This is a genomic window from Bartonella sp. AS69XJJH (assembly GCF_042195585.1).
Taxonomy (GTDB): domain Bacteria; phylum Pseudomonadota; class Alphaproteobacteria; order Rhizobiales; family Rhizobiaceae; genus Bartonella.
Window position 1 is genome coordinate 1 of record NZ_JBHIOO010000021.1, and the last position, 21,974, is coordinate 21,974.

General features: G+C 37.1%; 20 protein-coding genes, 1 tRNA gene and 1 pseudogene. 6 read left to right on the forward strand and 16 right to left on the reverse strand.

Features of this window, described 5'->3' with window-relative positions; all coding sequences use genetic code 11:
* A pseudogene (locus ACFIK6_RS08020) lies at positions 1-95 on the forward strand (DNA-binding protein); the annotation flags it as partial.
* Positions 96-194: 99 nt separating this feature from the next.
* Here ACFIK6_RS08020 and ACFIK6_RS08025 read toward each other — a convergent pair.
* The 8 genes from ACFIK6_RS08025 to rpmH all read right to left on the reverse strand — a co-directional run bounded on the left by ACFIK6_RS08025 (position 195) and on the right by rpmH (position 6,982).
* Positions 195-279 (reverse strand) — tRNA-Leu (locus tag ACFIK6_RS08025).
* A gap of 115 nt (positions 280-394) precedes the next feature.
* On the reverse strand, positions 395-1,015 hold the full coding sequence (locus tag ACFIK6_RS08030; protein WP_375642516.1) for a 2,3-bisphosphoglycerate-dependent phosphoglycerate mutase: 621 nt from the start codon (positions 1,013-1,015) through the stop codon (positions 395-397).
* Positions 1,016-1,043: 28 nt separating this feature from the next.
* Positions 1,044-1,856, reverse strand: coding sequence for a 4-hydroxy-tetrahydrodipicolinate reductase (dapB, locus tag ACFIK6_RS08035; protein ID WP_375642515.1), 813 nt, complete (start codon positions 1,854-1,856; stop codon positions 1,044-1,046).
* Between the two features lie 1,181 nt (positions 1,857-3,037).
* Positions 3,038-3,730 carry a glutathione S-transferase family protein gene (locus ACFIK6_RS08040; protein WP_375642514.1) on the reverse strand — a complete coding sequence of 231 codons (693 nt, stop codon included), beginning with the start codon at positions 3,728-3,730 and terminating at the stop codon, positions 3,038-3,040.
* A gap of 138 nt (positions 3,731-3,868) precedes the next feature.
* The gene (gene yihA / locus ACFIK6_RS08045; RefSeq protein ID WP_375642513.1) at positions 3,869-4,513 is read right to left on the reverse strand and encodes a ribosome biogenesis GTP-binding protein YihA/YsxC; all 645 of its coding nucleotides are present in this window, start codon (positions 4,511-4,513) and stop codon (positions 3,869-3,871) included.
* Positions 4,510-6,348: a membrane protein insertase YidC gene (gene yidC, locus ACFIK6_RS08050; RefSeq protein ID WP_375642512.1), complete on the reverse strand. Its 1,839-nt coding sequence runs from the start codon at positions 6,346-6,348 to the stop codon at positions 4,510-4,512. The genes yihA and yidC overlap by 4 nt, the downstream gene beginning before the upstream one ends.
* The gene (gene rnpA, locus ACFIK6_RS08055) at positions 6,338-6,730 is read right to left on the reverse strand and encodes a ribonuclease P protein component (protein ID WP_375642511.1); all 393 of its coding nucleotides are present in this window, start codon (positions 6,728-6,730) and stop codon (positions 6,338-6,340) included. The genes yidC and rnpA overlap by 11 nt, the downstream gene beginning before the upstream one ends.
* Positions 6,731-6,847: 117 nt before the next feature.
* Complete coding sequence (gene rpmH / locus ACFIK6_RS08060; protein WP_005864709.1) at positions 6,848-6,982, reverse strand: 50S ribosomal protein L34; 135 nt, start codon at positions 6,980-6,982, stop codon at positions 6,848-6,850.
* Between the two features lie 589 nt (positions 6,983-7,571).
* On the opposite strand from rpmH, the gene ACFIK6_RS08065 reads away from it, so the two are divergent.
* Positions 7,572-8,633, forward strand: a complete 1,062-nt coding sequence (locus ACFIK6_RS08065; RefSeq protein WP_375677528.1) for an Mrp/NBP35 family ATP-binding protein — start codon at positions 7,572-7,574, stop codon at positions 8,631-8,633.
* A 391-nt stretch (positions 8,634-9,024) separates the two neighbouring features.
* Here ACFIK6_RS08065 and ACFIK6_RS08070 read toward each other — a convergent pair whose 3' ends face one another.
* The 7 genes from ACFIK6_RS08070 to ACFIK6_RS08100 all read right to left on the reverse strand — a co-directional run bounded on the left by ACFIK6_RS08070 (position 9,025) and on the right by ACFIK6_RS08100 (position 16,919).
* The gene (locus ACFIK6_RS08070) at positions 9,025-9,816 is read right to left on the reverse strand and encodes a pyrroline-5-carboxylate reductase (RefSeq protein ID WP_375642509.1); all 792 of its coding nucleotides are present in this window, start codon (positions 9,814-9,816) and stop codon (positions 9,025-9,027) included.
* 55 nt (positions 9,817-9,871) lie between these two features.
* Entirely contained in the window at positions 9,872-10,117 is a 246-nt protein-coding gene (locus tag ACFIK6_RS08075; protein ID WP_273723769.1) for a hypothetical protein, read from the reverse strand.
* A 102-nt stretch (positions 10,118-10,219) separates the two neighbouring features.
* Positions 10,220-10,588 (reverse strand): YraN family protein, encoded by a 369-nt coding sequence (locus tag ACFIK6_RS08080; protein WP_375642517.1) that lies wholly within the window; start codon positions 10,586-10,588, stop codon positions 10,220-10,222.
* A 4-nt stretch (positions 10,589-10,592) separates the two neighbouring features.
* Positions 10,593-11,480 carry a 16S rRNA (cytidine(1402)-2'-O)-methyltransferase gene (gene rsmI, locus ACFIK6_RS08085; RefSeq protein WP_375677529.1) on the reverse strand — a complete coding sequence of 296 codons (888 nt, stop codon included), beginning with the start codon at positions 11,478-11,480 and terminating at the stop codon, positions 10,593-10,595.
* A gap of 2,052 nt (positions 11,481-13,532) precedes the next feature.
* Complete coding sequence (locus ACFIK6_RS08090; protein WP_375642507.1) at positions 13,533-15,197, reverse strand: 4Fe-4S dicluster domain-containing protein; 1,665 nt, start codon at positions 15,195-15,197, stop codon at positions 13,533-13,535.
* A 3-nt stretch (positions 15,198-15,200) separates the two neighbouring features.
* Complete coding sequence (locus ACFIK6_RS08095; protein WP_375642506.1) at positions 15,201-16,121, reverse strand: electron transfer flavoprotein subunit alpha/FixB family protein; 921 nt, start codon at positions 16,119-16,121, stop codon at positions 15,201-15,203.
* A gap of 51 nt (positions 16,122-16,172) precedes the next feature.
* The gene (locus tag ACFIK6_RS08100; protein WP_375642505.1) at positions 16,173-16,919 is read right to left on the reverse strand and encodes an electron transfer flavoprotein subunit beta/FixA family protein; all 747 of its coding nucleotides are present in this window, start codon (positions 16,917-16,919) and stop codon (positions 16,173-16,175) included.
* A 513-nt stretch (positions 16,920-17,432) separates the two neighbouring features.
* Here ACFIK6_RS08100 and ACFIK6_RS08105 point away from each other — a divergent pair.
* The 3 genes from ACFIK6_RS08105 to ACFIK6_RS08115 all read left to right on the forward strand — a co-directional run bounded on the left by ACFIK6_RS08105 (position 17,433) and on the right by ACFIK6_RS08115 (position 20,162).
* Positions 17,433-18,251: a hypothetical protein gene (locus ACFIK6_RS08105; protein WP_375642504.1), complete on the forward strand. Its 819-nt coding sequence runs from the start codon at positions 17,433-17,435 to the stop codon at positions 18,249-18,251.
* A 178-nt stretch (positions 18,252-18,429) separates the two neighbouring features.
* Complete coding sequence (locus ACFIK6_RS08110; RefSeq protein WP_375642503.1) at positions 18,430-19,350, forward strand: sulfite exporter TauE/SafE family protein; 921 nt, start codon at positions 18,430-18,432, stop codon at positions 19,348-19,350.
* Positions 19,351-19,352: 2 nt separating this feature from the next.
* A complete protein-coding gene (locus ACFIK6_RS08115; protein ID WP_375627249.1) occupies positions 19,353-20,162 on the forward strand; it encodes a TIGR02186 family protein in 810 nt (269 codons plus the stop codon).
* A 22-nt stretch (positions 20,163-20,184) separates the two neighbouring features.
* Here the strand turns inward: ACFIK6_RS08115 and ACFIK6_RS08120 are convergent, their stop codons facing one another.
* Positions 20,185-20,466: a DUF6460 domain-containing protein gene (locus ACFIK6_RS08120; RefSeq protein ID WP_375642502.1), complete on the reverse strand. Its 282-nt coding sequence runs from the start codon at positions 20,464-20,466 to the stop codon at positions 20,185-20,187.
* Positions 20,467-21,563: 1,097 nt separating this feature from the next.
* Between ACFIK6_RS08120 and ACFIK6_RS08125 the strand changes: the two genes are divergently transcribed.
* Positions 21,564-21,974 (forward strand): ABC transporter substrate-binding protein (locus tag ACFIK6_RS08125; protein WP_375642501.1); only part of this gene is annotated, 411 nt, incomplete at its 3' end.

Consider the following 21,974-nt stretch of genomic DNA (forward strand, 5'->3'; position numbering starts at 1 on the left):
AGCCATATAAGCTAGGGAGAGCAGTGAGATGGAGAAAAAAAGAGATCCTAGCCTTCACTCCAAAGAAAAATAAGGAGAAAATAAGAACAAATTAGGTAAAAGTATATAAACTGTAGAAGGTGGTCTAAAAGGTGGTCTGAAAATGGCTATTTAAAGAGAAAATCTGTATATTTCAATATGTTAAATATACAAAATGGTGCCCAAAAGAGGACTCGAACCTCCACGCCTTACGGCACAGGTACCTGAAACCTGCGCGTCTACCAATTCCGCCATCTGGGCTCATAAAATTCATCTAAGCGTATGAAACAATTCTGTCAATAAAATTATAGAATTTATGTTTTCAGCTTAAAACGATTGAATTGAATTTTAGGGGGGAGATCATGATTTTAGAAGTTTAAGGTGTGAGGACTGTCTTTGATAAAATTGTTGAATCCGGATTAAATGTGTAAATAATAGGAATGCCGGTCGCTATTTCTTGAGATATAATTTCCTCACCAGAGAGACCTTCAAGCGCCATAATAAGAGCACGAAGAGAATTTCCATGCGCTGCGATCAAAACAGTTTGGGAGCGCAAAATATGAGGTTGGATATGGTAAAGATAATAAGGCCAGATGCGTGCACCGGTGTCGCGTAGGCTTTCTCCATTCGGGGGCGCAATCGTATAGGAGCGGCGCCACATTTGCACTTGCTCTTGCCCCCATTGTTGGCGTACTTCATCTTTATTTAAACCAGAAAGATCACCATAATTACGTTCATTTAATGCGGGATTTTTTATCACTTCTAAATCTGATTGTCTCATTTGCTCTAAAATGTGCTGAGCGGTTTTTTGAGCACGCTGTAAGGCAGATGTATAAGCGATATCAAACTTCAAACCATATTCTTTCAGTTTTTTTCCTGCTGCTATCGCTTCTGCATGGCCTTTTTCTGTTAAATCGGGATCTTTCCAACCGGTAAAAAGGTTTTTGAGATTCCATTCACTTTGTCCATGACGAATTAGTGTAAGTATGCGTCCCATTATGAATTGCCTCTATTCTATTGATTGTTTAAAATTCATCGTTCAATCCCAAAACATCGAACATTGAATAAAGACCGCTTTCATGATTTTGTGCCCATAAAGCTGCTTTTAATGCACCATTGGCAAAGATAGAGCGTTCTTGCGCTGTATGTGAAAGAACAATGCGCTCATGGGAACCGGCAAAAATGACACTGTGTTCTCCAACAACTGTTCCACCACGTGAACAGGAAAAGCCAATGGTGCCTTTTTTGCGTTTACCTATATGACCATTGCGTTCGTTGACACGCACATCTTGCAGCATAACATTGCGCCCTTCAGCTGCTGCTTGGCCAATAAGCAGGGCTGTTCCAGAAGGGGCGTCAACTTTGTTAGCGTGATGCATTTCATAAACTTCGATATCAAAATCATCGGCTTCTAATGCTTTAGCGGCTTTCTTTACAAGGTTGGCTAAAAGATTTATTCCAAGGCTCATATTTCCGGATTTGACAATTGTTGTATATTTCGCAAAATCTGCAATTTTTTCTTCTTCTGTTTTGCTAAATCCTGTGGTGCCAATAATATGGACAAGGCTTTTTTGAGCAGCGTAGTCAGCATAAAGAATACTGGCTTCTGGTTGTGAAAAATCTAAAATACCTTCTGTATTAGAAAAGGCATTTTCGGGATCGTCAGTGATGCCAATCCCAAGAGAATCTGAACCAATTAAAGCACAGGCATCTTTTCCTACAAACGGTGAGCCTTTGCGTACAAGAACAGCACAAAGCTCTACATCTCTCCTCTGCTGGATTGCTGTAATGAGTTCACGTCCCATTCTTCCATTTGCACCAACAACTGTAAGGCGCATTCTTATCTCCTTATGATACTTCACTGTGCAGTATAGGCAAATTTTTTCCTTCTTTCCAATGGTTCTTTTCTTTATAGGAAAAAAATTTCTTGATTTAATTTATCTTGTTGTGCTGTAAAACACTGTTGTTTAGAGCAAGTGATATAAGATCTACAAATTTAAATAGAGATGTTTTTCATTAGAGTGTGTGATAAATATTCCTAAATAAGGTTTGCTTATGAAACCTAATGGAGATTGTGTATTATTTTATGCTTTTGTTTCTTTCGTTCTTTAAGGGGGGGAGCGTTCTTCATGCAAAACAAGATCTCCCAAACAAAATACACCTATGTTGTCAGTTCATGCGCTTTTCTTAAAGAAATATTTATCAATACCTCTAAACTTATTTTATGATAGTGCTCGTGAGTGGTATTAGATGAGAGTATCTATGAATAATATAAAATCTATTCTGCGCCACTATCTTTATGCTTCATAAATAGAGAAAATCAGCATTATCATACGTTTTATTAGCCTTTAATGTTTTAACAACTCTTGGCACTTAGGTATTTTCATTCTTTTCTTTAATATTTTTTCACTCATCAATTCCATTTGTGACACATAAGAAAACGATTTAGATTGTTTTAAATGTGATGAAGGTAATGAGAAAAAGGTATTTGGAATTGATGATTAAAGGTAAAAAAATAATTATTTATCATTGTATATCAATATATTATACATAAATAAATCACGTAAAAGGGGGGCAAGGGATGAATAAGAAGTTGGATTGTTTACACACGAGAGTTGGTCAGATTCTTCATCTTTTAGGAAAGTCAGTTGAAAAAATTGTTATGTTGTAAAAACGCATGAGGAGGCTTTGTTTATTATAGAGCAAATGGTATATATGTTATACAATACGTTGTTTCATATATTGGGGAGAATAGAGTATAACATACGTTCAGTATTGTTATTTTATTTGTCTAGCTTCCAATGATGCTATAGCCCTTGTATTTAAAGAGAGCCTTTCTTTTTTGTGGCACGACAAGAAAGTGATTTTTGTGTTTCAATAATAATGGCTCTTATTCTCTGTTTAATATGATTATAAATCAATGTATTATTATATTGTTTATACGCACGCATAAAAATTCATAAACCTATAAATATCTTTTAGATAAAATATCGCTCTTACCTTTGTTTGTGAAAAAAGGCTAGAAATCAAGATCTGCATAGTGAGCACTTGCAACAATTCCGCGGACGCGATCTGTTAAAAGAGAACGAAAAGAAGGGCGTGATTTAATTCTCATATACCAGTCTTTGGCAGCAGGAGATTGTTCCCAGTCAATTTCCCCTAGAAAGTCAAGGACAGAAATAGAGGCTGCTGCTGCTAGGTCTGCATAGGACAAGGCAGAACCGACTAAGCTATCGCGAGAGGCACAGAGCCAATTGAGATAGTTCATATGTGGTAAAATATTGGCACGTGCATTGCGTAAAATCTGTGAATTAGGAGCACCACCGCCAATGGCAAGTGGCATTTCACGTTTATGGATTCGTTCTCGTACGATATGGCGCGTTGCTTCATTTTCGAATTTATTTAAGAACCAGTCATTGAGACGGCGTACTTCCGCACGATCTAAAGGATTTTCCGGAAAGAGCTTATTGTCTTGTCGTAAACTTCCATGTGTTTCGTCTAAATATTCGCAGATAACAAGAGGACCTGATAATGGAACCTCGTGTTCATCGAGAAAAACAGGAACATGACCAGCGGGATTGAGAGCTAGAAATTCGTGTCTTCTTGCCCATTCGTATTCTTCAATCAGTTGAGTGGCGACACCATATTCCCCAAGAATGAGGCGTATGAAGCGCGAGGCAGCGGATAGGGGAGAGTGAAAAAGTGTCAGCATAATTTACACTATCAAATAGAGTTGATGAGAATTCTTTCAAGTAATTATTTTTATAAAGATGCTTGACTAGAAGTACAAGATCATTAGTATTTGCTAGCAATTATAATTAATAAATTGTTAATGATAGGAATTGTTCTCTTATGCGATGGTTTGCAAAATGGCAGCACGTAATTCTTCTAAACCGAGAGCTTTTTCTGAAGAGGTTACAAGAAGCTCAGGATAAGCTGCTGGACGTTTGAGAAGCTTTGTTTGTGTGCTCATAATTAATTTTTCCAAGCCATTTGATTTGATTTTATCGCTTTTTGTCAAAACAATTTGATAAGAAACGGCTGCTTTATCAAGGAGAGCAAGAACATCTTCATCATTATTTTTTATTCCATGCCGTGAATCAATCAAGATATATACACGTTTTAATGTTGTGCGCCCCCGTAAATAGCTAAAAATCAAATCCGTCCACGCATCAACAAGATTTTTAGGAGCAGCAGCGAAACCATAGCCAGGCATATCTACTAATGCTAGAGGAGGAAGATCTCCTAGTTGCCCACTGAAGCCATCGGGGACAAAATAATTAAGCTCTTGAGTCCGTCCTGGTGTATTTGAGGTACGTGCTAAGCTTTTTTGTTGAACGAGTGCGTTGATTAAAGATGATTTCCCAACATTGGAACGTCCTGCAAATGCAATTTCTGGTGGTCCTTCGGGGGGGAGAAAACGTATTGCTGGTACACCACGAATAAAAATCCAATTGCGAGAAAAAATTCCAGAAAGGGAAAAATCTCTTGTCATTCATGCACTTCTTTTTTAGGTGATTTTCTCCAGATGGCTTTCAGATTATCAAAAAGCTCAATTTTAACTCCTTGGCGCTTCATCATGATACCTTGCTGAATGATTGATAATATATTGTTCCATGCCCAATAGATGACGAGACCAACAGGGAAAGAGGCGAGCATAAAAGTAAAGACAACAGGCATCCATGTGAATATCATTGCTTGAGTTTGGTCTTGAGGAGCGGGATTCATACGCATTTGTAAAAACATCGTTATTCCCATAATCAAAGGCCATGCACCAATCATAAGAAATGTTGGCGTTGTATATGGCAAGAGACCAAACAAGTTAAAAAGAGAAGTTGGATCGGGTGCCGCTAAATCTTTAATCCAGCCAAAGAAAGGGGCATGGCGCATTTCAATGGTGATATAAAGAACTTTATAAAGAGCAAAGAATATTGGGAATTGAACCAACATTGGCCAACAGCCTGCAAGGGGATTAATTTTTTCGGTTTTATATAGTTCTATTATTGCCTTTTGTTGTTTGGTTTGGTCATCGGGATATTTTTCTTTTATTTCTAGCAACCGCGGTTGTAAAAGCTTCATGCGTGCCATAGATTTATAAGATTTATTGGCTAGAGGGAAAAGAAGAGTTTTTAAGAGCACTGTGACAAGAAGGATGGCGATACCAAAATTCCCTGTTTGTTTATAAAGAATATCAATGAGGGAAAACATTGGTTTGGTGATGAAATCAAACCAGCCCCAATCAATTAAAAGAGCAAACTTTTTAATTTTTAGATCATTTTGATAATTATTAATAATTTCAACTTGTTTTGCACCAGCAAAAAGACGATTTGTAACAGTTTTTGTTTCATTTGGGGCAATCGTTAAAGGCGATCCTAGCAAGTCAGACTGATAATGCGTTTGCAAACGATCAAAATAAATAAAACGGCTTGTATATTCTTTATTTTGCGGGGGGATAACTGCTACAGCCCAATATTTATCGGTAATACCAATCCAACCTCCTGTTACTTTGGAGAAAGTCATGCTCTTTTGCCCATTATCAGGATTTGGGTCAAGCTCTGCTAAGGTTTTATATTTTTCAGTTTTGAGCGAATCTCCTGCAATACCTATCATACCTTCATGAAGTAAATAGGTTGCATTTGTATGTTCTGGTGGTGCTGCACGTGAAACGCGGGCATAGGACGAGAGATATATTGGTTGATCACTTTCATTGCTGATAGAATCCTCAATGGTAAACATGAAATGATCATCAACAGAAAGGGTCCGCCGGAAGATTTGTCCCTGTCCATTATTATAAATTAAAGTGATGGGTGTTGAAGGAGTCAGGATTGTATTGTTTCCCTCTACTTGCCATTTTGTATCCGATTGTGGCAAAGCTTTTGCTGGCAAAGACGCACTTGCAAAACCAAATTCAGCAAGGTAGGTTGTTTTGAAACCTTTAGGATTCAGCAAATCGATTTCCGGTGATTTTTTATCGACTGTTAAACGATATTTTTTGAGGTGAAGGTCATCAAATTGTGCACCAACAAGATTAATAGAGCCTTCCAGTTCATTGGTTTTGATCACAATACGCTCTGTTTTGGCCAATACAGCTTTCCGAATTTCAGGGGTCATTGGCTGTTCGATGATAGATGTTGCGTGATGCGCTGAGGTATCGTCAGAAAAATTCGTCGTGGTATTCGAAAGGGCTGATTGTTGTTTTGACAATTGCTGTGTGATAACTTGTTGTTTTTGTAACTTTGCTTGTTTAGGAGCAACATAAAGAAACTGCCATGCGATGAGCACTACGAAAGATAAGCCAATAGCGATAAAGAAATTGCGGTTATATTCCATCCGTACACCCTTGTTGTTGTTGCTGATGTTTTATTTTTGGTTTTATCCGCCGATTTAATTCACTAATCAAGGATGTAAAAGGCGCATGTAACACATCACGGTACGCTACAATGACATAATCTGTTCCTGCTTCCATGTGGTTTTTTACACCAACTCTCACAGCTTCACGCAAGCGCCTTTTAATACGATTACGTTTCACAGCATTACCGTTTTTACGGGTCACAGTGAAGCCTACACGTGCAAAAAGAGAATCTTTTCTTTCTGTTGTTTGTTCACGAGATTTAACTTCGAGCAAAAATAAAGGGCCACGTCGCTTTTCTCCTGTACGGGCAGCCAAAAAGTCTGCTCTTTTGCGAATACGGCAGGGATGTTTTTTCTTCATAAAAGAACATTTCGCAATTTCACTAAATGCCTGCAAGCAGGCATTAGAGGTTCATAATAAAAGTTTCACAACGAAGAAACGGTGAGAAATCCTCAACGGTTGTGAAAATTTAAATGGTTAAGCAGAGAGCCGCTTACGTCCACGAGCACGTCTTGCAGCAATAACTTTACGTCCTCCAGCTGTGGCCATGCGTGCACGAAACCCATGGCGGCGTTTACGGACAAGTTTAGAGGGTTGGTAAGTACGTTTCATTTATTTAAATACCGCGGAGTGCGGCCCTTCTTAATCTTCGTTTTATGAGCAGTTATGCGCGAGATGAACAATTTTATCCTATCATACGGCGGTTAACCCATAAGGAAAAATATAAAAAAAGTCAATCTTAGATTGTTCTTCTCTCTCTTGAAAGAATACAAAACACCTTAATAACTGTCTGTGACACTTTTTTTACAATACTGTGAGAGTGTAAGAAAATAACGATTGAGTCTACAGAACATAAATGACTAGGGCGTTAAAGAACTACAGAAAGTGTGACTGATTACTGCATGCTCAATTTAAAGTATCCTTTAATATTAAGAGTTTTTTTCAGTTTTTGTTTTTACAAAATTTTTATCATAGCATTCATTAAAGTGGTTATAGCACAAACATGATTGATAGGATTTTATAGCAGATTTTATGTTTGAGATTCTTTATTTAAGGATGGTTTCATCTTTCTTAAAAGATAAGATATAAGTAATGTATATTTTAATTCTGAGTAAAGTAGAAAATTATCAGGTGATGAACCTGTAAGTATTTTTCGTTCTTATGCTTGTATTTGCTGGTATTTTTATAGAGAGGAAAGAACGTGGATCCTATCACAAGTGAGGTTGTCCGAAACGTATTACGTACAATCAAAGGACCAGATCTTGAAAGCGATATTGTGTCGTTGGGGCTTCTTTCAGAAATATTGATTGCTGATGGTAAGGTTTTCTTTTCCATTACAGTTCCTGATGGAGGTGTGCAAGAATGGGAATCATTGCGCCGTTCTGCTGAAAAGGTGGTATGCGCTTTGGAGGGAGTGAAATCTGTTGTTGCCACACTTACAGCAGAAAGAACAACAAAGGCAGCACCTAGACGGAAAGCAAATCACTTACCGATCAAAATGCCCATAGAAGGTGTGCGGCATGTGATTGCTGTTGCTTCTGGAAAGGGAGGGGTCGGAAAATCTACGATGGCAATAAATATCGCCTTAGCTTTACAAGATTCTGGTTTCAAAACGGGGGTGATGGATGCTGATATTTATGGTCCATCGTTGCCACGTTTGACAGGACTTGTTAATCAAAACCCACAGCTTATTGGAGAAAAAAAGATTCAACCTCTTGAAAAATTCGGACTTAAATTGATGTCGATGGGATTTTTGGTTGAGGAAGAAAAGCCGGTAGTATGGCGTGGTCCTATGGTTATGGCAGCTGTAACGCAATTGTTACGAGATGTTGTATGGGGACCTCTGGACGTTTTAGTCGTTGATATGCCGCCCGGTACAGGGGATGCACAATTAACGCTTGCCCAACAGGTGCAATTAACAGGTGCGTTGGTTGTCTCTACACCCCAAGATCTTGCTTTAGTGGATGCGCGTAAAGCAATAGAAATGTTCATGAAAGTCAATGTTCCTATTTTAGGACTCATTGAGAATATGAGTTATTTTATCGCTCCTGATACGGGAAAACGCTATGATATTTTTGGCTATGGTGGTGCACGGGCAGAAGCAGAACGTCGAGAAGTCCCTTTCTTAGCGGAAATACCGCTTGATGCAGCTTTACGATTTTCTTCAGATGAGGGAATCCCTATTTTTGTTGCTAAGCCTAGTGAAGAGCATGCTAAACTATATCGTAAAATTGTTGATCAAATAAAAAATAAACTCTTTTGAATGGGGGGATGTTTAAGAGAGTTTATTAAAACACAATCATGAAAGACATAAAAATAGTTGCTTCTTTATAAGGGGAAGTTTTAATGTGTGAATGGAGTATATAGGTTAAATAAACAAAAAATTATTCATGTATTCAGATAACCTAAAGGGAAACCAAATTGAAGAGCTAGAGCCGTGAGGTAGAAAAATATTGGACTTGACGCAAAAAGAAGAAGACAGAAAATAAAAATAATTTAGAAAAATTGTAAAAGGTTGTAAAAAATATTTTAAAAATCAATTATTTTCATAAAAGGGTATCTTATTCAGATGTAAAAGCATTTTTTGATATGAGTTTTTGTGATATAAATCTCCAACACTTAGCTCTTTCTTATTGAGATGATAAAAATATTGATCAAGTCTTTTTAGAAGCATTCATTTTTTGCAAAGTAGCTTCAAGAGCCGTTGTTAAAGCATTTCTTCCCCCTTGTTGAGAAAAGTAATTTGACAAAAATTCATTTGTTCCACCCTTTGTTGAAAACTCTTTTTCAAGCAGTGCAAAATCGAGAGATATAGAACGATCCGTTGTTATAATTTTACGCATTTCATCTGTAAGATTTCCAAACATCATGGTAAGGAATTCTGCTGATTGCTGTTTTTTTAACCCCTGTGTTATAAACCATTGATGGGCTGTTTCTATAAAATTAAAATATACTCCCATAAGTGAACCAGCTGTCATAAAAAGATTAAACTGTTCTTCCTTATCCAGCACCAATGTGCCTCCCAATGCATCAAATAAAGTGCGTAAAAAGGGATGATCGGGATAGATTGGTGTCAGATTTTTGCATTCTGCAACAAAAGGTAATGGAACAGCACGATAAACTTTATGATTAATCCACTCTTCTATTTCTGCTGCTTTTGCCATAGCAAGTACGGAAATAACCAGCTGTTCTGGACGAAAACGAAGAGAGCGCAAAACGTCTTCTGCAATTTGGTTGGGCAAGCAAAGAAAAACACAATCACTAACATCGAGCAATGCTTGGTTATTTTCAGCAATCATAACTTTGTCATAAGTGTTTGAAAGGCGCTCTGCTGTTTGTGCATTGCGAGGTGAAACAACAATGGAAGAAACATCAAACGTGCTTGTCATTAAGCCATTCACCATTGAAGCACTGATTGTACCCGTTCCCAAAAAGCCAAGTCTCATTTTTATTTCTCAATTTTACAATTTAAAAGGAATCTTAATCAACATCTCAAGTATTTTAACTAACATAAACGCTAATTGAAGAAGCAACACATAGCATAGCAAAAATAATCAAGACCAAATAGATTTTAGGCTTGTCAAAGAGAACGGCAAAAGCAGAAAACCAACCAACAACAGCTGCGGCTAATGCAAATAAAAAACCTGGTTTATTCATAAGTACAATATGCATTGCCATTAAACCACCAATAATCAGCGCTCCAAAAACAATGAGCAAACCTGTTGCAAACTTTTCATAATCATCCATATTTTGCTCCTTATAGCGCTCAATTATTACACACTTTTTAACGCATATGTACATAAAAACGAAATGTTTTTTATTGAGTATGGTTAAAACGGGGGCTGCCTTTTATTGATCAGATGTAAAAAATGCAGGGATATGCTGTGGCCAACGCCAAGGTAAAATTGCAATCAAATCAAAGCGTACAGACAAAAGGACATAATCTTTTTGCCGTGCGAGCCAAATATCGGCAGCGGACTCAATTCGCTTTTCATTCATTCGGGAAACCGCTTCCATTGCTTCAGCCAAAGTTGAACGTGCTTTAACTTCAACGATTAACACAAGATTTCCGCGTCGTGCAATTAAATCAATTTCTCCACATTTTGTTTTAAAACGCCTTTCGGCAATGTGAAACCCTTTGCAACGTAGCCACCAAGCAGCCAATTTTTCTGCACGAATCCCTCGATAAAAAGACTTTTGTCTACGTTTTTTTTGTATCATTTTACGCATTTTTTAAAAAGATTAATCGCTGAAAAAGTTCCTGCTTTTTAAAACCGGTTTTTTTTGCAACAAAAGCTGCTGCTTGAGCAGCAGAATGTGTCCGTGCGCGTTCTAAGAGCATTTCATCAATTTCTTGATCACTTATCACATTTAAAGAAGAAGATGATTCTCCAACAAGTACAACAATTTCCCCACGAATATGGGTTTGTTTTCTGTAATTTTCTAATAAGTCCCCCAAATTGGAAACATCTACTGTTTCAAACTTTTTTGTTAATTCACGACAAATGGCAGCAGGTCGATCAGCTGAAAAAAGTGTGACCATATCCTGTAAAGTTTCAACAAGACGATGCGGTGATTCATAAAAAATCAAAGTTGCTGGAATCTCTTTTAATTGTTCCAACCGTTTTCGGCGCTGTAGCTTTCGCGCACTCAAAAAACCTGCAAAAAAAAAGCTATCAGTAGGAAGCCCTGTCGGTATAAGAGCGGCTAAAAGAGCGGATGCTCCAGGAATGGGAATAATTTTATGACCAGCTTTACGGGCCTCTTCCACCAATCGAAATCCGGGATCAGAAATAAGTGGTGTTCCGGCATCTGAAACAAGTGCTACTGTTTTGTTTTCTGCTAAAGCCGCTAAGAGCTTCGGACCCGCTTTTTGCGCATTATATTCATGATAGAGAAAAGTTTTTTTTTGAATACCGTAACGTTCCAACAAAACACGTGTTACTCGCGTATCCTCACACGCTAAAATATCAATTCCTGCAAGCACTTGCAAAGCACGAAGCGTAATATCTGCAAGATTTCCGATAGGTGTTGCCACAAGATAAAGCCCTGATTCTATAACGGGTGCAGAATAAGCATGCGCACCTATAAAATATGCTTTCTCACACATGCTCTTTTCTTTTCATTAAATTCTCCTCACCACAAGATTTTTATCCATACTCATAAGCCATTTTGGCTCATTTTTTACCAGCAGATTTTTTATCATTACAAAGGCTTACCTTACTCGAATAATCGATTACACTACAATAAGATAATCTCATATTTAACGTCTTAATCTAACATTATTATCTATTTTGAACCGCGTTATCTTTTCCAGTAAAACAAATTCCAGATGTAACCGATATTCTATCAGCCCCATGATTTTCTATAAAGTTTTTCCTTCGAGAACCAAAAAACAATTTTACCCATGCCACCATTTCACGCGTGGCTGTGCTCTTTTAAAAGCTAAGCTTTTTAGATTATTTCCATAACGTCTATCTTTCAAATATTCTATTGATATCAACATTGTTTTTCTGAGAAAATGTAAACAGCTCCTTTTGAAACACAAACAACTAACTGGCAGCTAACTGTATTGTTATTGATTAAATATAAGTCCTTACCAGAAAAATACTTTATTTTGTCATATTCTCTACAGCTTTAACAGTATAATGGGCATCTTAGATGTTTAAAGCTGGTTTTTATCTTAAATATTTGATTTTTAATGAAGATTTTATCATTTGCATATTGATTAGGAGTTTTAAATATCGTAAAATCATCTCGACGCATCTTATAGCTAATTAATCAAAATCATTTTCGTGCATTTCGGAACCGTCTCAAAGCAAAGATTATCGCATCATTGGGGCTCGCAGAAAAAATGATGCTGTTAGCTTGTACTTTTTATTGCGTAAATATGGAACTGTTCGTTCACAGGAGTACGTTATACCTTTTTTGAATAGTGTCGCAAAATAGTTGTCCGATATGTGTTGAGAGCTATCTCTCAAAAACAAACCCATGATTGAACAACACAAGTCTGCTTTAATTTTGGATACTTTATTTTTTCTAAAGGATATGCTCCCATAAAAAACGTAAGTTATAAAAGGGGGGACAATACGTTATCTCTTATTTTTAGAAGATATTGTGATGCTTTTGAAAGTTCTAAAGCCGAATGGACAGATGGTAGTAAAGAGAAAAACAGGTTTCTTCCTTTCAGATTTCATATTCTTGCTAAATGAAGCTGTATTTTCGTTTCGGAGATTACTCAAATAGAATACGCAATATTTTTGTTCTAGCTACAAAAGCTGGAGCGGCCCGCAGAGCTTTCATTTACCTTAATCTTTCTTTTAAATATAACCGCTTGTGTTCAATTTGGATGTTGATTTACAAGCAACAGCGAAAGCACAAGCTTTTATAAAAAAACACTCTATAAAACGCGTCATAGAGTGGTCATGAAAGCTATTTTGGTTTTTATCGGATGTTTTGCTAATAGCGATAGTCTCCATGGCTTGGCATCTACTTATTCTTACGGTATTTGCACACATTCATTGCAGTATATTGGTAAAGGTTAGATGCAAGGCGATTATCCTTGATGCAAAAATAAAAGGTTGATGTAAGATTAAAGATTTTTTCGTGTCATTATCAGTAGAAACATTGAAATGGCTTGAACAAGCATGCCCTTTATCTCGTTATCTAGCAATGTTTTTTCTACATTTGTCTGTGGTTTTCTTTAGTGAGCATTACTTGGCAAAGTGTAGGAGAAAAAATAAACTTGAAGCGCAGTTTCATGGGTTTTGCTCTTAGCTAGTTAAAATGACTGATGTTTTTATGAGGGGGCTAAAAGCATTTTGGATCATGTGGGGAAAGGGGTAAGTAGAGCGGTTTATTTTCCTTCAGGTTTTCGAGAACTGCGGCAGTTTCTTTATCGCAGAATTGTCAAGAATATATTCATTATTGTTTTGTCATTGAGATAAAAAATTTTTGATAAAAATATGTTATGTTTTTTTTGTTGAAAAAAGTCATGTGGTGGGGAGAGTATTTTATATGAGAATAGAGTCCTTTTTATATTGTAAAAGAACGTATGCAGGAAGGTGATTGATAGATTTTTGATCTGAGAGAAATATTTTTATCCATTGCGTTTTGTATATTTCAATTTTAGGAGAATGAACAATGATTATACATTGGGGAATTACATATTGGGATAGAAGGGCCCCTCATTACCTTGCGGACAGATCCAAGTGATATTTTGGTTCGGATCTTTGATATCGCATGTTTTACAATGTATGCAATTTGAAGCGTTGATCATATAAGTCAGATGATCATTATACTCTAGCCACTCGTAGACAGCGGCGGGACAATAGCGTGTAGAGGGTCCTCCATAGATTGCATATTCAGAGTCTTTATGTTTTTTTAATGAGGCTATTTTTAAATGGCAAGGTTGATTTTCTTCATGCTGCGTATTGGAAAGGGCAACACTTGAAAGGCGATCAAAGGTTACAACGCCATCTGGTTTTGGGTAAGCAATGGGTTGAAATTTTTCTGCTGGTTCAAGGCATGTATAATCTTCCTTTCCATGGGAGAGTGTTTTAAATAAGGAAAATCCGAACAGTTGTTGCCACCACATATCAAAACCGGCAAGTTTAATTCCATATTTTGTCCCATATTTTGCCCAGAGCGGTTTGGCATTTCGCACTTTATAAAGATCTTTGCCAATGAGCCCTTTTCGCCACTGCTCTTCGATTTCTTTAACCTCATCATGGGCACGTCCTTGTGCAAGAGCAGTAGTGATTTTATCGGCAGCTAATATGCCAGATAAGATGGCATTGTGTGATCCTTTGATACGAGGAACATTGACAAATCCAGCAGAGCAGCCAATAAGCACCCCACCAGGAAAGGTGAGTTTTGGTACAGATTGCCAACCTCCTTCGCTGATAACACGTGCACCATAGGAAAGACGTTTTGCACCTTTGAAGATTTCATAGAGCTTTGGATGTGTCTTAAAACGTTGAAATTCTTCAAAGGGAGAAAGATAAGGATTTTTGTAATCTAAGTGTACAACAAAACCGACAGAAATGATATTGTTTTCTTGGTGATAAATAAAGCCACCGCCACCGGTATTATTGTCTAAGGGCCAACCAGTGAAATGTTGTACTAAACCGCGTTGGTGTTTCTGGGGGGCAATTTCCCAGAGCTCTTTGAGACCAAGACCAAATTTTTGTGGTTCACGATTTTTGCTAAGATTAAAATGTTGTATCAGTTGTTTTGCAATTGAGCCGCGGGCGCCTTCCGCAATCAGAGTGTATTTTGCCAATAAAGCCATACCAGGCATATAATTTTTTCCAGGGGTTCCATCTTTGTTAAGCCCCATATCACTGGTGAGAACACCAATGATAGCTCCGTTATCTTTTTGGATGATGGGTTCTGTTGCCGCAAAACCAGGATAGATTTCAACACCCAACGCTTCAGCTTTTTTGCTTAGCCAGCGGCAGACGTTCCCAAGAGAAACGATATAACATCCGTTATTTGATAAGATTTTGGGATACAAAATATTGGGTAATAGTGTCGCTTTTTGAGGCTTTAGAAAAAAAAATTGGTCCTGGGTGACTGGGGTTGTGAAGGGATGGTCGTTGTCATTTCTCCATTCTGGTAAGAGTGTATCGATACCAATGGGGTCAACAACTGCGCCCGAGAGAACATGTGCACCAACTTCGGTCCCTTTTTCAACAATTGTGACAGAAAGCTCAGGATTAATTTGTTTAAAACGAATTGCGGCAGAAAGCCCTGCAGGTCCCGCTCCGACAATGACTATATCAAACTCCATACTTTCACGTTGGTCATGCAGAGATGTATTCATAACTTATAAAGCTTTCTCCAATGCTGGAATAATTTGGTGGAGGTCACCTACAAGGGTGTAATCGGCAATTTGCATTATAGGAGCTTCTTCATCTTTATTAATGGCAACAATAACTTGTGCATCCATTATACCGGCTAAATGCTGGATTGCACCGGAAATGCCAACGGCGATATAGAGTGCAGGGGCAACGACTTTTCCTGTTTGTCCAATTTGCCAGTCGTTGGGAGCATAGCCTGCATCCACTGCTGCGCGGCTGGCACCTAAAGCAGCATTTAATTTTTTTGCAAGAGGAAGAAGAAGTGCCATAAATTTCTCTTGAGAACCAAGACCACGCCCGCCTGATATAATAACACGTGCTGAGGTGAGATCGGGACGATCACTTTTGTTGGTTTCTGCTTTTACGAAAGAAGAAAGATTTGGATTGGGAGCTGGTGTTATAGTTTTAATGGGAGCAGAATTATTTTGGGAAGGCGTTGGGGTGAAAGAAGCGGTGCGAACTGTTATAATCTTTTTATAATCATTGGTGCGTACAGTTTCAAATGCATTGCCTGCATAAATTGGTCGTTTGAAGGTATCTGGTGAAAGAATAGCGGTAATATCTGAAATTTGCATAAGATCAAGAAGAGCTGCTACGCGCGGCATCACATTTTTCCCAGTACTACTGGATGCTGCCATGATCACATCATAATCATTTGCTAGCGTGAGAATTGTATCTGTCATAGGCTCGGCAAGCTGATTGGCTAAATAGTCTGCTTTTGCAATAAGAACTTGCCGCACACCATTAAGTTTAGCGCTATTTTCCGCTATCGTTTGAATTTTTTCTCCGCAAACCAGAATATCGATATCATTACTGAGTGCGTGTGCAGCGGTGAGCACTTTTGCTGTTTCTTCTGTATTATGATCAGCCAATAAAAGAATTGCCATAAGTTTTTGCCCTTTTATGTGAATGTTGCTTTTACTCTAATGGTGAGAATATTAAATGCAGTTCTTCTGTTTTAAGGCTCTGACAAGCTCTACTACATTTGCCACTTTTATACCGGATTGACGGGGTTTTGGTTCTTCAACGCTTAAAATTGTTAAGCGTGCTTTCGTATCGACGCCAAGATCAGCAAGAGATTTTTGTTCAATGATTTTCTTTTTTGCTTTCATGATGTTGGGGAGAGAGGTGTAACGCGGTTCATTGAGCCGTAGATCGGCGGTCATAACCATGGGAAGGGGAAGACAAAGGGTTTGTGTTCCATTATCAACTTCACGAATAACTGTAGCATGCCCATTTTCTATGTTAAGATGTGAGGCAAAAGTTGCTTGTCCCCACCCAAGAAGAGCAGCGAGCATTTGTCCTGTTTGGTTGCTATCGTCATCAATTGCTTGTTTTCCTAAAAAGACCATGTCGGGTTTTTCTTCATCAACAATGGTTTTGAGAACCTTAGCAATTGCTAAGGGTTCAAGTGTTTGATCCGTTGTGACAAGAAGTGCGCGATCAGCTCCCATTGCAAGTCCTGTTCGTAGAGTTTCTTGAGCTGCTTCTGGACCAATTGAAACAAGAAGAACTTCTGAAATTTTACCGGATTCTTTTTGGCGAATGGCCTCCTCCACGGCTATCTCATCAAAAGGATTCATAGACATTTTTACGTGAGACAGATCAACGCCTGTACTATCGGGTTTGACGCGTATCTTGATGTTATAATCAACAACACGTTTGACAGCGACAATTATCTTCATAATGATCCTCTTTGTTTTTATGATCACAAGTTTATAGCAATCTTCATAAGAAACCAAATTGTTTAGAATGAAGTCTCAATTTATAACTTGTGTTCTCTTTCATATAAGCTTTTTTTACGTTTACTTGTATTTTCTCGTCGTCGTTTTCAATCTTCATATTTTTGCATTGCCATAGTTGCCTTATTTGCTTGAATAAAAAGTAAAAAAAATAATCTGTCTTGTGAGAATATTTTTTTATTTTCTTATGCTTTGTTTATGATGGTGCAATAGGTTCTTTATGCAATGAAAAATTAAGTGAAAAAGATAAAAATGGGGGATGATTTTGCTCTTCAAATCTTGAAGACAGAAAAATTAAAGATCTTTCTTTCAAATATTTTGGATAAAGATTAGGGGAAAATATTTCTAACCAAAAAGTTTTTGGGAATTCTTAAAGCTCTATTTACTAAAATAGAGCACACTTTCTCATCATTTGTTGCGATTCTTTTTAAAATGGTTAATGAGGGGTAGGCGTTTGTGAATACGAAGGGTCATACGATCGACCAAGCGACCAAACAGGTTAGGAACGATAAAGTCTTTTCTTTTGTTGAAAAAAAAGAGAGAATGGATACTCCTGTAGAAGTAACGATGTCGGATATTGCTCAAAAATTACGCACCGTTTATGCACAAATGCAAATGAAGCATTCGCCTCGTTCTTTAATGCAGCAGAGTTCTGTAGAAGAGCATTTTAAATCTTACTTAGATGATATTAGTCGGGCCATTTTGGCTGAACACTATATACGTCGACAAAGAGAAAAAAAGCTTTTCCAGTCTTTAGAGCAGATTAAAACAATTGTTCAAAGTTTGCAGAGTGAAAAAAAAAGTTTAGAAGAAGCAACTGTAACACAACAGGTATCTCGTTCAAAGTCACCTGATTCTGTTGTACAAAAACTTGCTCATATGGAATGTGAGGGAAATCAAGAACGCTTATTCTTTCAAAAGGTACAAAATTTTTCGAAACAAAACGGCATAGTTCCACTCCAAGAAAATGTTGAAAATACGTTGCAGCAAGAAAATAGAAGCTCTTTGCCCAGTGATGCTCTGAAATCTTCCTTTAAAAAGGATGAGGAAATAGTAAAGCGTGCTGTGATAGAAGAAAAGGGTATGATGGGTGCTCAGGCACCTAATCATTACATTGAGAATGATTTTTCTTCTTTAAAGACGCAGTCTCGGGAACATGTCTCGTTTTTATCTTATTTGGTAAAAAAAAGTGTTCTTTGTTTTTTAACCGTTGTATTTGTGGGTGCTATAGCGTTATGTCTTTATAGCTTTTTAAAAGGAGCTCGTTTTTTTTAATTTTTATGATGTTGATGTTAATAGACGTGAAATGTATTGCGCATTCGTGTTTATGCGAAAGCTATAGTAACTAAAATTATCCTTTTAAATACGCAACAGAGATTATTGGAAAAGAGTATAATTGGAGAAAGATTCTCTAATTGTTAAAAAACATCAAATTATCTTGAAGGTTCTGTAAGTGAGTATTTATTTACCAATTGCTGAAATGTCACTCAATATGCTGATCTTGATTGGTATGGGAGTCGTTGCTGGTTTTTTTTCAGGCCTTTTTGGAATTGGTGGTGGGTTTCTCATCACACCGTTATTGATTTTTTATAATATTCCTCCTGCTATTGCTGTTGGAACAGGTGCTAACCAGATGATTGCGTCATCTGTAACAGGAGCAATTACACATTTTAGAAGACGTACGCTCGATATTAAACTTGGTATTCTTTTGGCGATTGGAGGAGGGGGTGGTTCTTTAATCGGGATTCAGGTTTTCTCTGTTTTGAAAAAGTTAGGTCAATTAGACTTAATGATTTCGCTTCTTTATGTGATTCTTCTTGGAAGTGTAGGAAGCTTGATGATCATTGAAAGTTGGTATGATATGATGCGCAAGCGTAAGGCAGGAAAGACCAATGTTCGTCTTGCTGGTCGACATAATTGGATTCATCGCTTACCTTTAAAAATGCGTTTTCGGACATCTATGATATATGTTAGCATCATTCCAGTTTTAGGGATTGGTCTCATTGTGGGGTTGTTGTCTTCTATTATGGGAATTGGTGGGGGGTTCTTTATGATACCAGCATTGATTTATCTTCTACGTGTTCCAACCAGTGTGGTGATTGGGACTTCACTTTTTCAGATTACATTTGTGTCTTCTTTCACGACAGTTTTGCAAAGTATGACTAATCAGTCCGTTGATATTGTCTTGGCTTTTTTATTAATGCTTGGCGGAAGTATTGGCGCGCAATATGGAACACGGGTTGGACGGAAGTTAAAGGCTGAACAATTGCGTATGGCACTTGCATTTTTAGTGTTGATTGTGTGTATGCGTCTTGCTTTTCAATTATTTATACGCCCTGATAATCTTTTCTCTCTGGATATTCTTATGAGATAAAAATGGGTAGATTATTTTCTTTATACATCATTGCAGGTTGCTTTTGTTTTATTTCTTTTTCTACATGGTCACATGTTGGGACGCCAGCTACATTCATCGATCAAGTTGACCACGAAACTGTCCAAATTATCGTAACAACGAATACGATTACTGTGGATGCAAATTTTGCTGGTCGTGATCTTTATATTGCTGGTGTTTTGGAAAATATTGATCCGTTATATTCTCGACAGAACCGTTATGATATTGTTGTAAGCTTGGAGGGACAAGATCGGACAATGGTGATGCGAGAAAAAAAACGCAATGCCGGTGTATGGGTTAATACAGATTCTCTTATTTTTAAAAAGGTTCCTCTTTTTTACTCTATGGTCACAACGCGTGAAATTGGCGATATTACGAGCATTGAAGATTATAAACGCTTGGGGTTAGGATTACTCTATTTGCCATTGCAGACGGATGAACAAGATCAGAAAAAAATACAAATCTTTCGCGATGAACTTATAAAGTTGCAAAAAGCTAAAAGCCTTTATTATGAAGAAGTAGGTGGAGTTCGTTTTGGTTCTGACACACTTTTCACAGCACATTTTCGTTTGCCAGCAAATATCCCAGTTGGACATTATAAAGTTCGTGCTTATCTTTTTCGTGATGGACAGTTTATTGATAGTGCAACAACGACTCTTGAAATTGTTAAAGCACATATCGCTTATACAATTTTTTATGCAGCGCACAAGTATCGTTTTTTATATGGTATTGTTGCAGTGATTATTGCTATTACTACAGGATTTCTATGTCGTTTGATTTTTCGAAAAGATTAAAGCAAGGAAAATGTTAAGGCTTTTATTTTTTATGAAAAATTCGTAAGATAAGAAAAATAGGCACAACAATAATAGCTCCCGTCATAGTTATATGGAAGAAATTTGTAAGCGTTATAAATCCTGCTTCCCATAGTGATTGAAAAAAATCTACTATTTTGTGTATGAGGTTTCGGTGTGTCCATCCCAAAAAATTCATTACGACGCCAATGAAGAATGACAGGATAAGCAATTTTAGACTAACGCTGCTTAATTTTCTTCCAAGAAACGCATGAAAAGAATCTAATAATCTTTTTTTTCGCTTCATTTTAATATACTTTCGAAGATCGTGTTTCTTATTGTATTATCATAGTGCGGCGATGTTACTATCATAAAGCAAAAACATTTTTTTATTTTTTCTTACTTTTTTGAGTTTATCACCTTTAGTCTGATTAACGGTGCTGGTTTTTGAAATATGCACATATTTTATTGCATTTTTGCGATATTTTCATGGCGCTTCTTTTATTAAATGAAAGGAAATCCTTTCGTTTCTGAGAATTTGTAGAGAAATTTTATAACGTTTCGATATTTCGCATCAGAGTGAGAGTTTTAGTATATTGAAGATTTTGTAACGAACTTATTATTGTCGTGTATAGAAATAATATTTCAAGACAGTTTACTTAAAAAAAGACTATCTATTCTAATAAGGGTGTGCTTATATAGGTATTATATTCAGATATTTCAACCTTAGTGCCTTGAAAAGATCTTTTTTTCTGAAAAAATATAAGCAATGAATTGAGTGTTGTTAAAGGAGCAAAGATATTTAAAATACGATATTGAAAAAAGTTTTGTTATGTATGTCCGCGTGAGGGAATATCAGAGGTTTGTGGTGCTCGTGCTCCTTTTTATTTGGAAATAAGATATAATTAGAAGCCGTTATTTAGCGGGGAATTATGGAAAAATTCAAAATTCCTTTTGCAGAAGGGGTAGAGGTGGTTGACGTTGGCCGATGGGCAAAATTTTCTGTTTTGTTGAAATATCAAATTATTATGAAGGCTCTTTGTTATTAAGGTTTTTGAGCTAACGGGGGATAGTCCTTTGATGGCATAAAAAACGCTAGAATAAAGAAGAGGCAAGCTTGCCTGATAAGAGAGAAGAAATCTTTGTTTTATAGCTTTCAATGGTAGACGTTGTAATATTATCAATAGATTTGTGATGGGTTATGTCATTCATCATATATTAAATTATTTTTCGGTGCATATTGGGGCTTGTTAAGTATGGACAGGAGGAAAGGTTGGTAAGTGGTGCTGTTTTAAAATTTTAATACTTTGTTTTAGGGGCCTATGGATCGTCTAACCTTATTATTAAGCATGTTCTTGTTGCGTGGGAAATTTATATAATAAACTTTATTTAAAAGGAAAATTTATGAACTTGAAGAAAAAAATATTGAAAAGTAGTGGTTCTCTTGTTTCTGCTCTTATTGCACTGGGGGTAGTTGTACAACAGGCTTCAGCAAAAACACCTGGCGATACCCTTGTGATGGCTTGGAATCTTGATGCAATCAGTACGTTTGATCCTGCGCAGCTCAATGATGTTTATGGAAGTGAAATTATCGACAATGTTTGTGATAACTTGGTGAGTACTGCGACAGATGATCCTGCTAAAATGGTTCCCGCTTTAGCAACACATTGGGATGTTTCAGGTGATGATCACAGTACGGTGATTACCTTTCATTTGCGTGATGGTTTGAAGTTTAATAATGGCAGATCAGCCAATGCCAATGATCTTGTTTGGGGTATGAAGCGGATTGTCAAATTGAAGATGAGTAATGCAGCA

Excerpts from the sequence above, each read along its gene's own strand:
- ACFIK6_RS08030 (WP_375642516.1), bottom strand. The coding sequence starts at position 1,015 with ATGGGACGCATACTTACACTAATTCGTCATGGACAAAGTGAATGGAAT.
- dapB (WP_375642515.1), bottom strand. The coding sequence starts at position 1,856 with ATGCGCCTTACAGTTGTTGGTGCAAATGGAAGAATGGGACGTGAACTC.
- ACFIK6_RS08040 (WP_375642514.1), bottom strand. The coding sequence starts at position 3,730 with ATGCTGACACTTTTTCACTCTCCCCTATCCGCTGCCTCGCGCTTCATA.
- yihA (WP_375642513.1), bottom strand. The coding sequence starts at position 4,513 with ATGACAAGAGATTTTTCCCTTTCTGGAATTTTTTCTCGCAATTGGATT.
- yidC (WP_375642512.1), bottom strand. The coding sequence starts at position 6,348 with ATGGAATATAACCGCAATTTCTTTATCGCTATTGGCTTATCTTTCGTA.
- rnpA (WP_375642511.1), bottom strand. The coding sequence starts at position 6,730 with ATGAAGAAAAAACATCCCTGCCGTATTCGCAAAAGAGCAGACTTTTTG.
- rpmH (WP_005864709.1), bottom strand. The coding sequence starts at position 6,982 with ATGAAACGTACTTACCAACCCTCTAAACTTGTCCGTAAACGCCGCCAT.
- ACFIK6_RS08070 (WP_375642509.1), bottom strand. The coding sequence starts at position 9,816 with ATGAGACTTGGCTTTTTGGGAACGGGTACAATCAGTGCTTCAATGGTG.
- ACFIK6_RS08075 (WP_273723769.1), bottom strand. The coding sequence starts at position 10,117 with ATGGATGATTATGAAAAGTTTGCAACAGGTTTGCTCATTGTTTTTGGA.
- rsmI (WP_375677529.1), bottom strand. The coding sequence starts at position 11,480 with ATGTGTGAGAAAGCATATTTTATAGGTGCGCATGCTTATTCTGCACCC.
- ACFIK6_RS08090 (WP_375642507.1), bottom strand. The coding sequence starts at position 15,197 with ATGAATACATCTCTGCATGACCAACGTGAAAGTATGGAGTTTGATATA.
- ACFIK6_RS08095 (WP_375642506.1), bottom strand. The coding sequence starts at position 16,121 with ATGGCAATTCTTTTATTGGCTGATCATAATACAGAAGAAACAGCAAAA.
- ACFIK6_RS08100 (WP_375642505.1), bottom strand. The coding sequence starts at position 16,919 with ATGAAGATAATTGTCGCTGTCAAACGTGTTGTTGATTATAACATCAAG.
- ACFIK6_RS08115 (WP_375627249.1), top strand. The coding sequence starts at position 19,353 with ATGGGTAGATTATTTTCTTTATACATCATTGCAGGTTGCTTTTGTTTT.
- ACFIK6_RS08120 (WP_375642502.1), bottom strand. The coding sequence starts at position 20,466 with ATGAAGCGAAAAAAAAGATTATTAGATTCTTTTCATGCGTTTCTTGGA.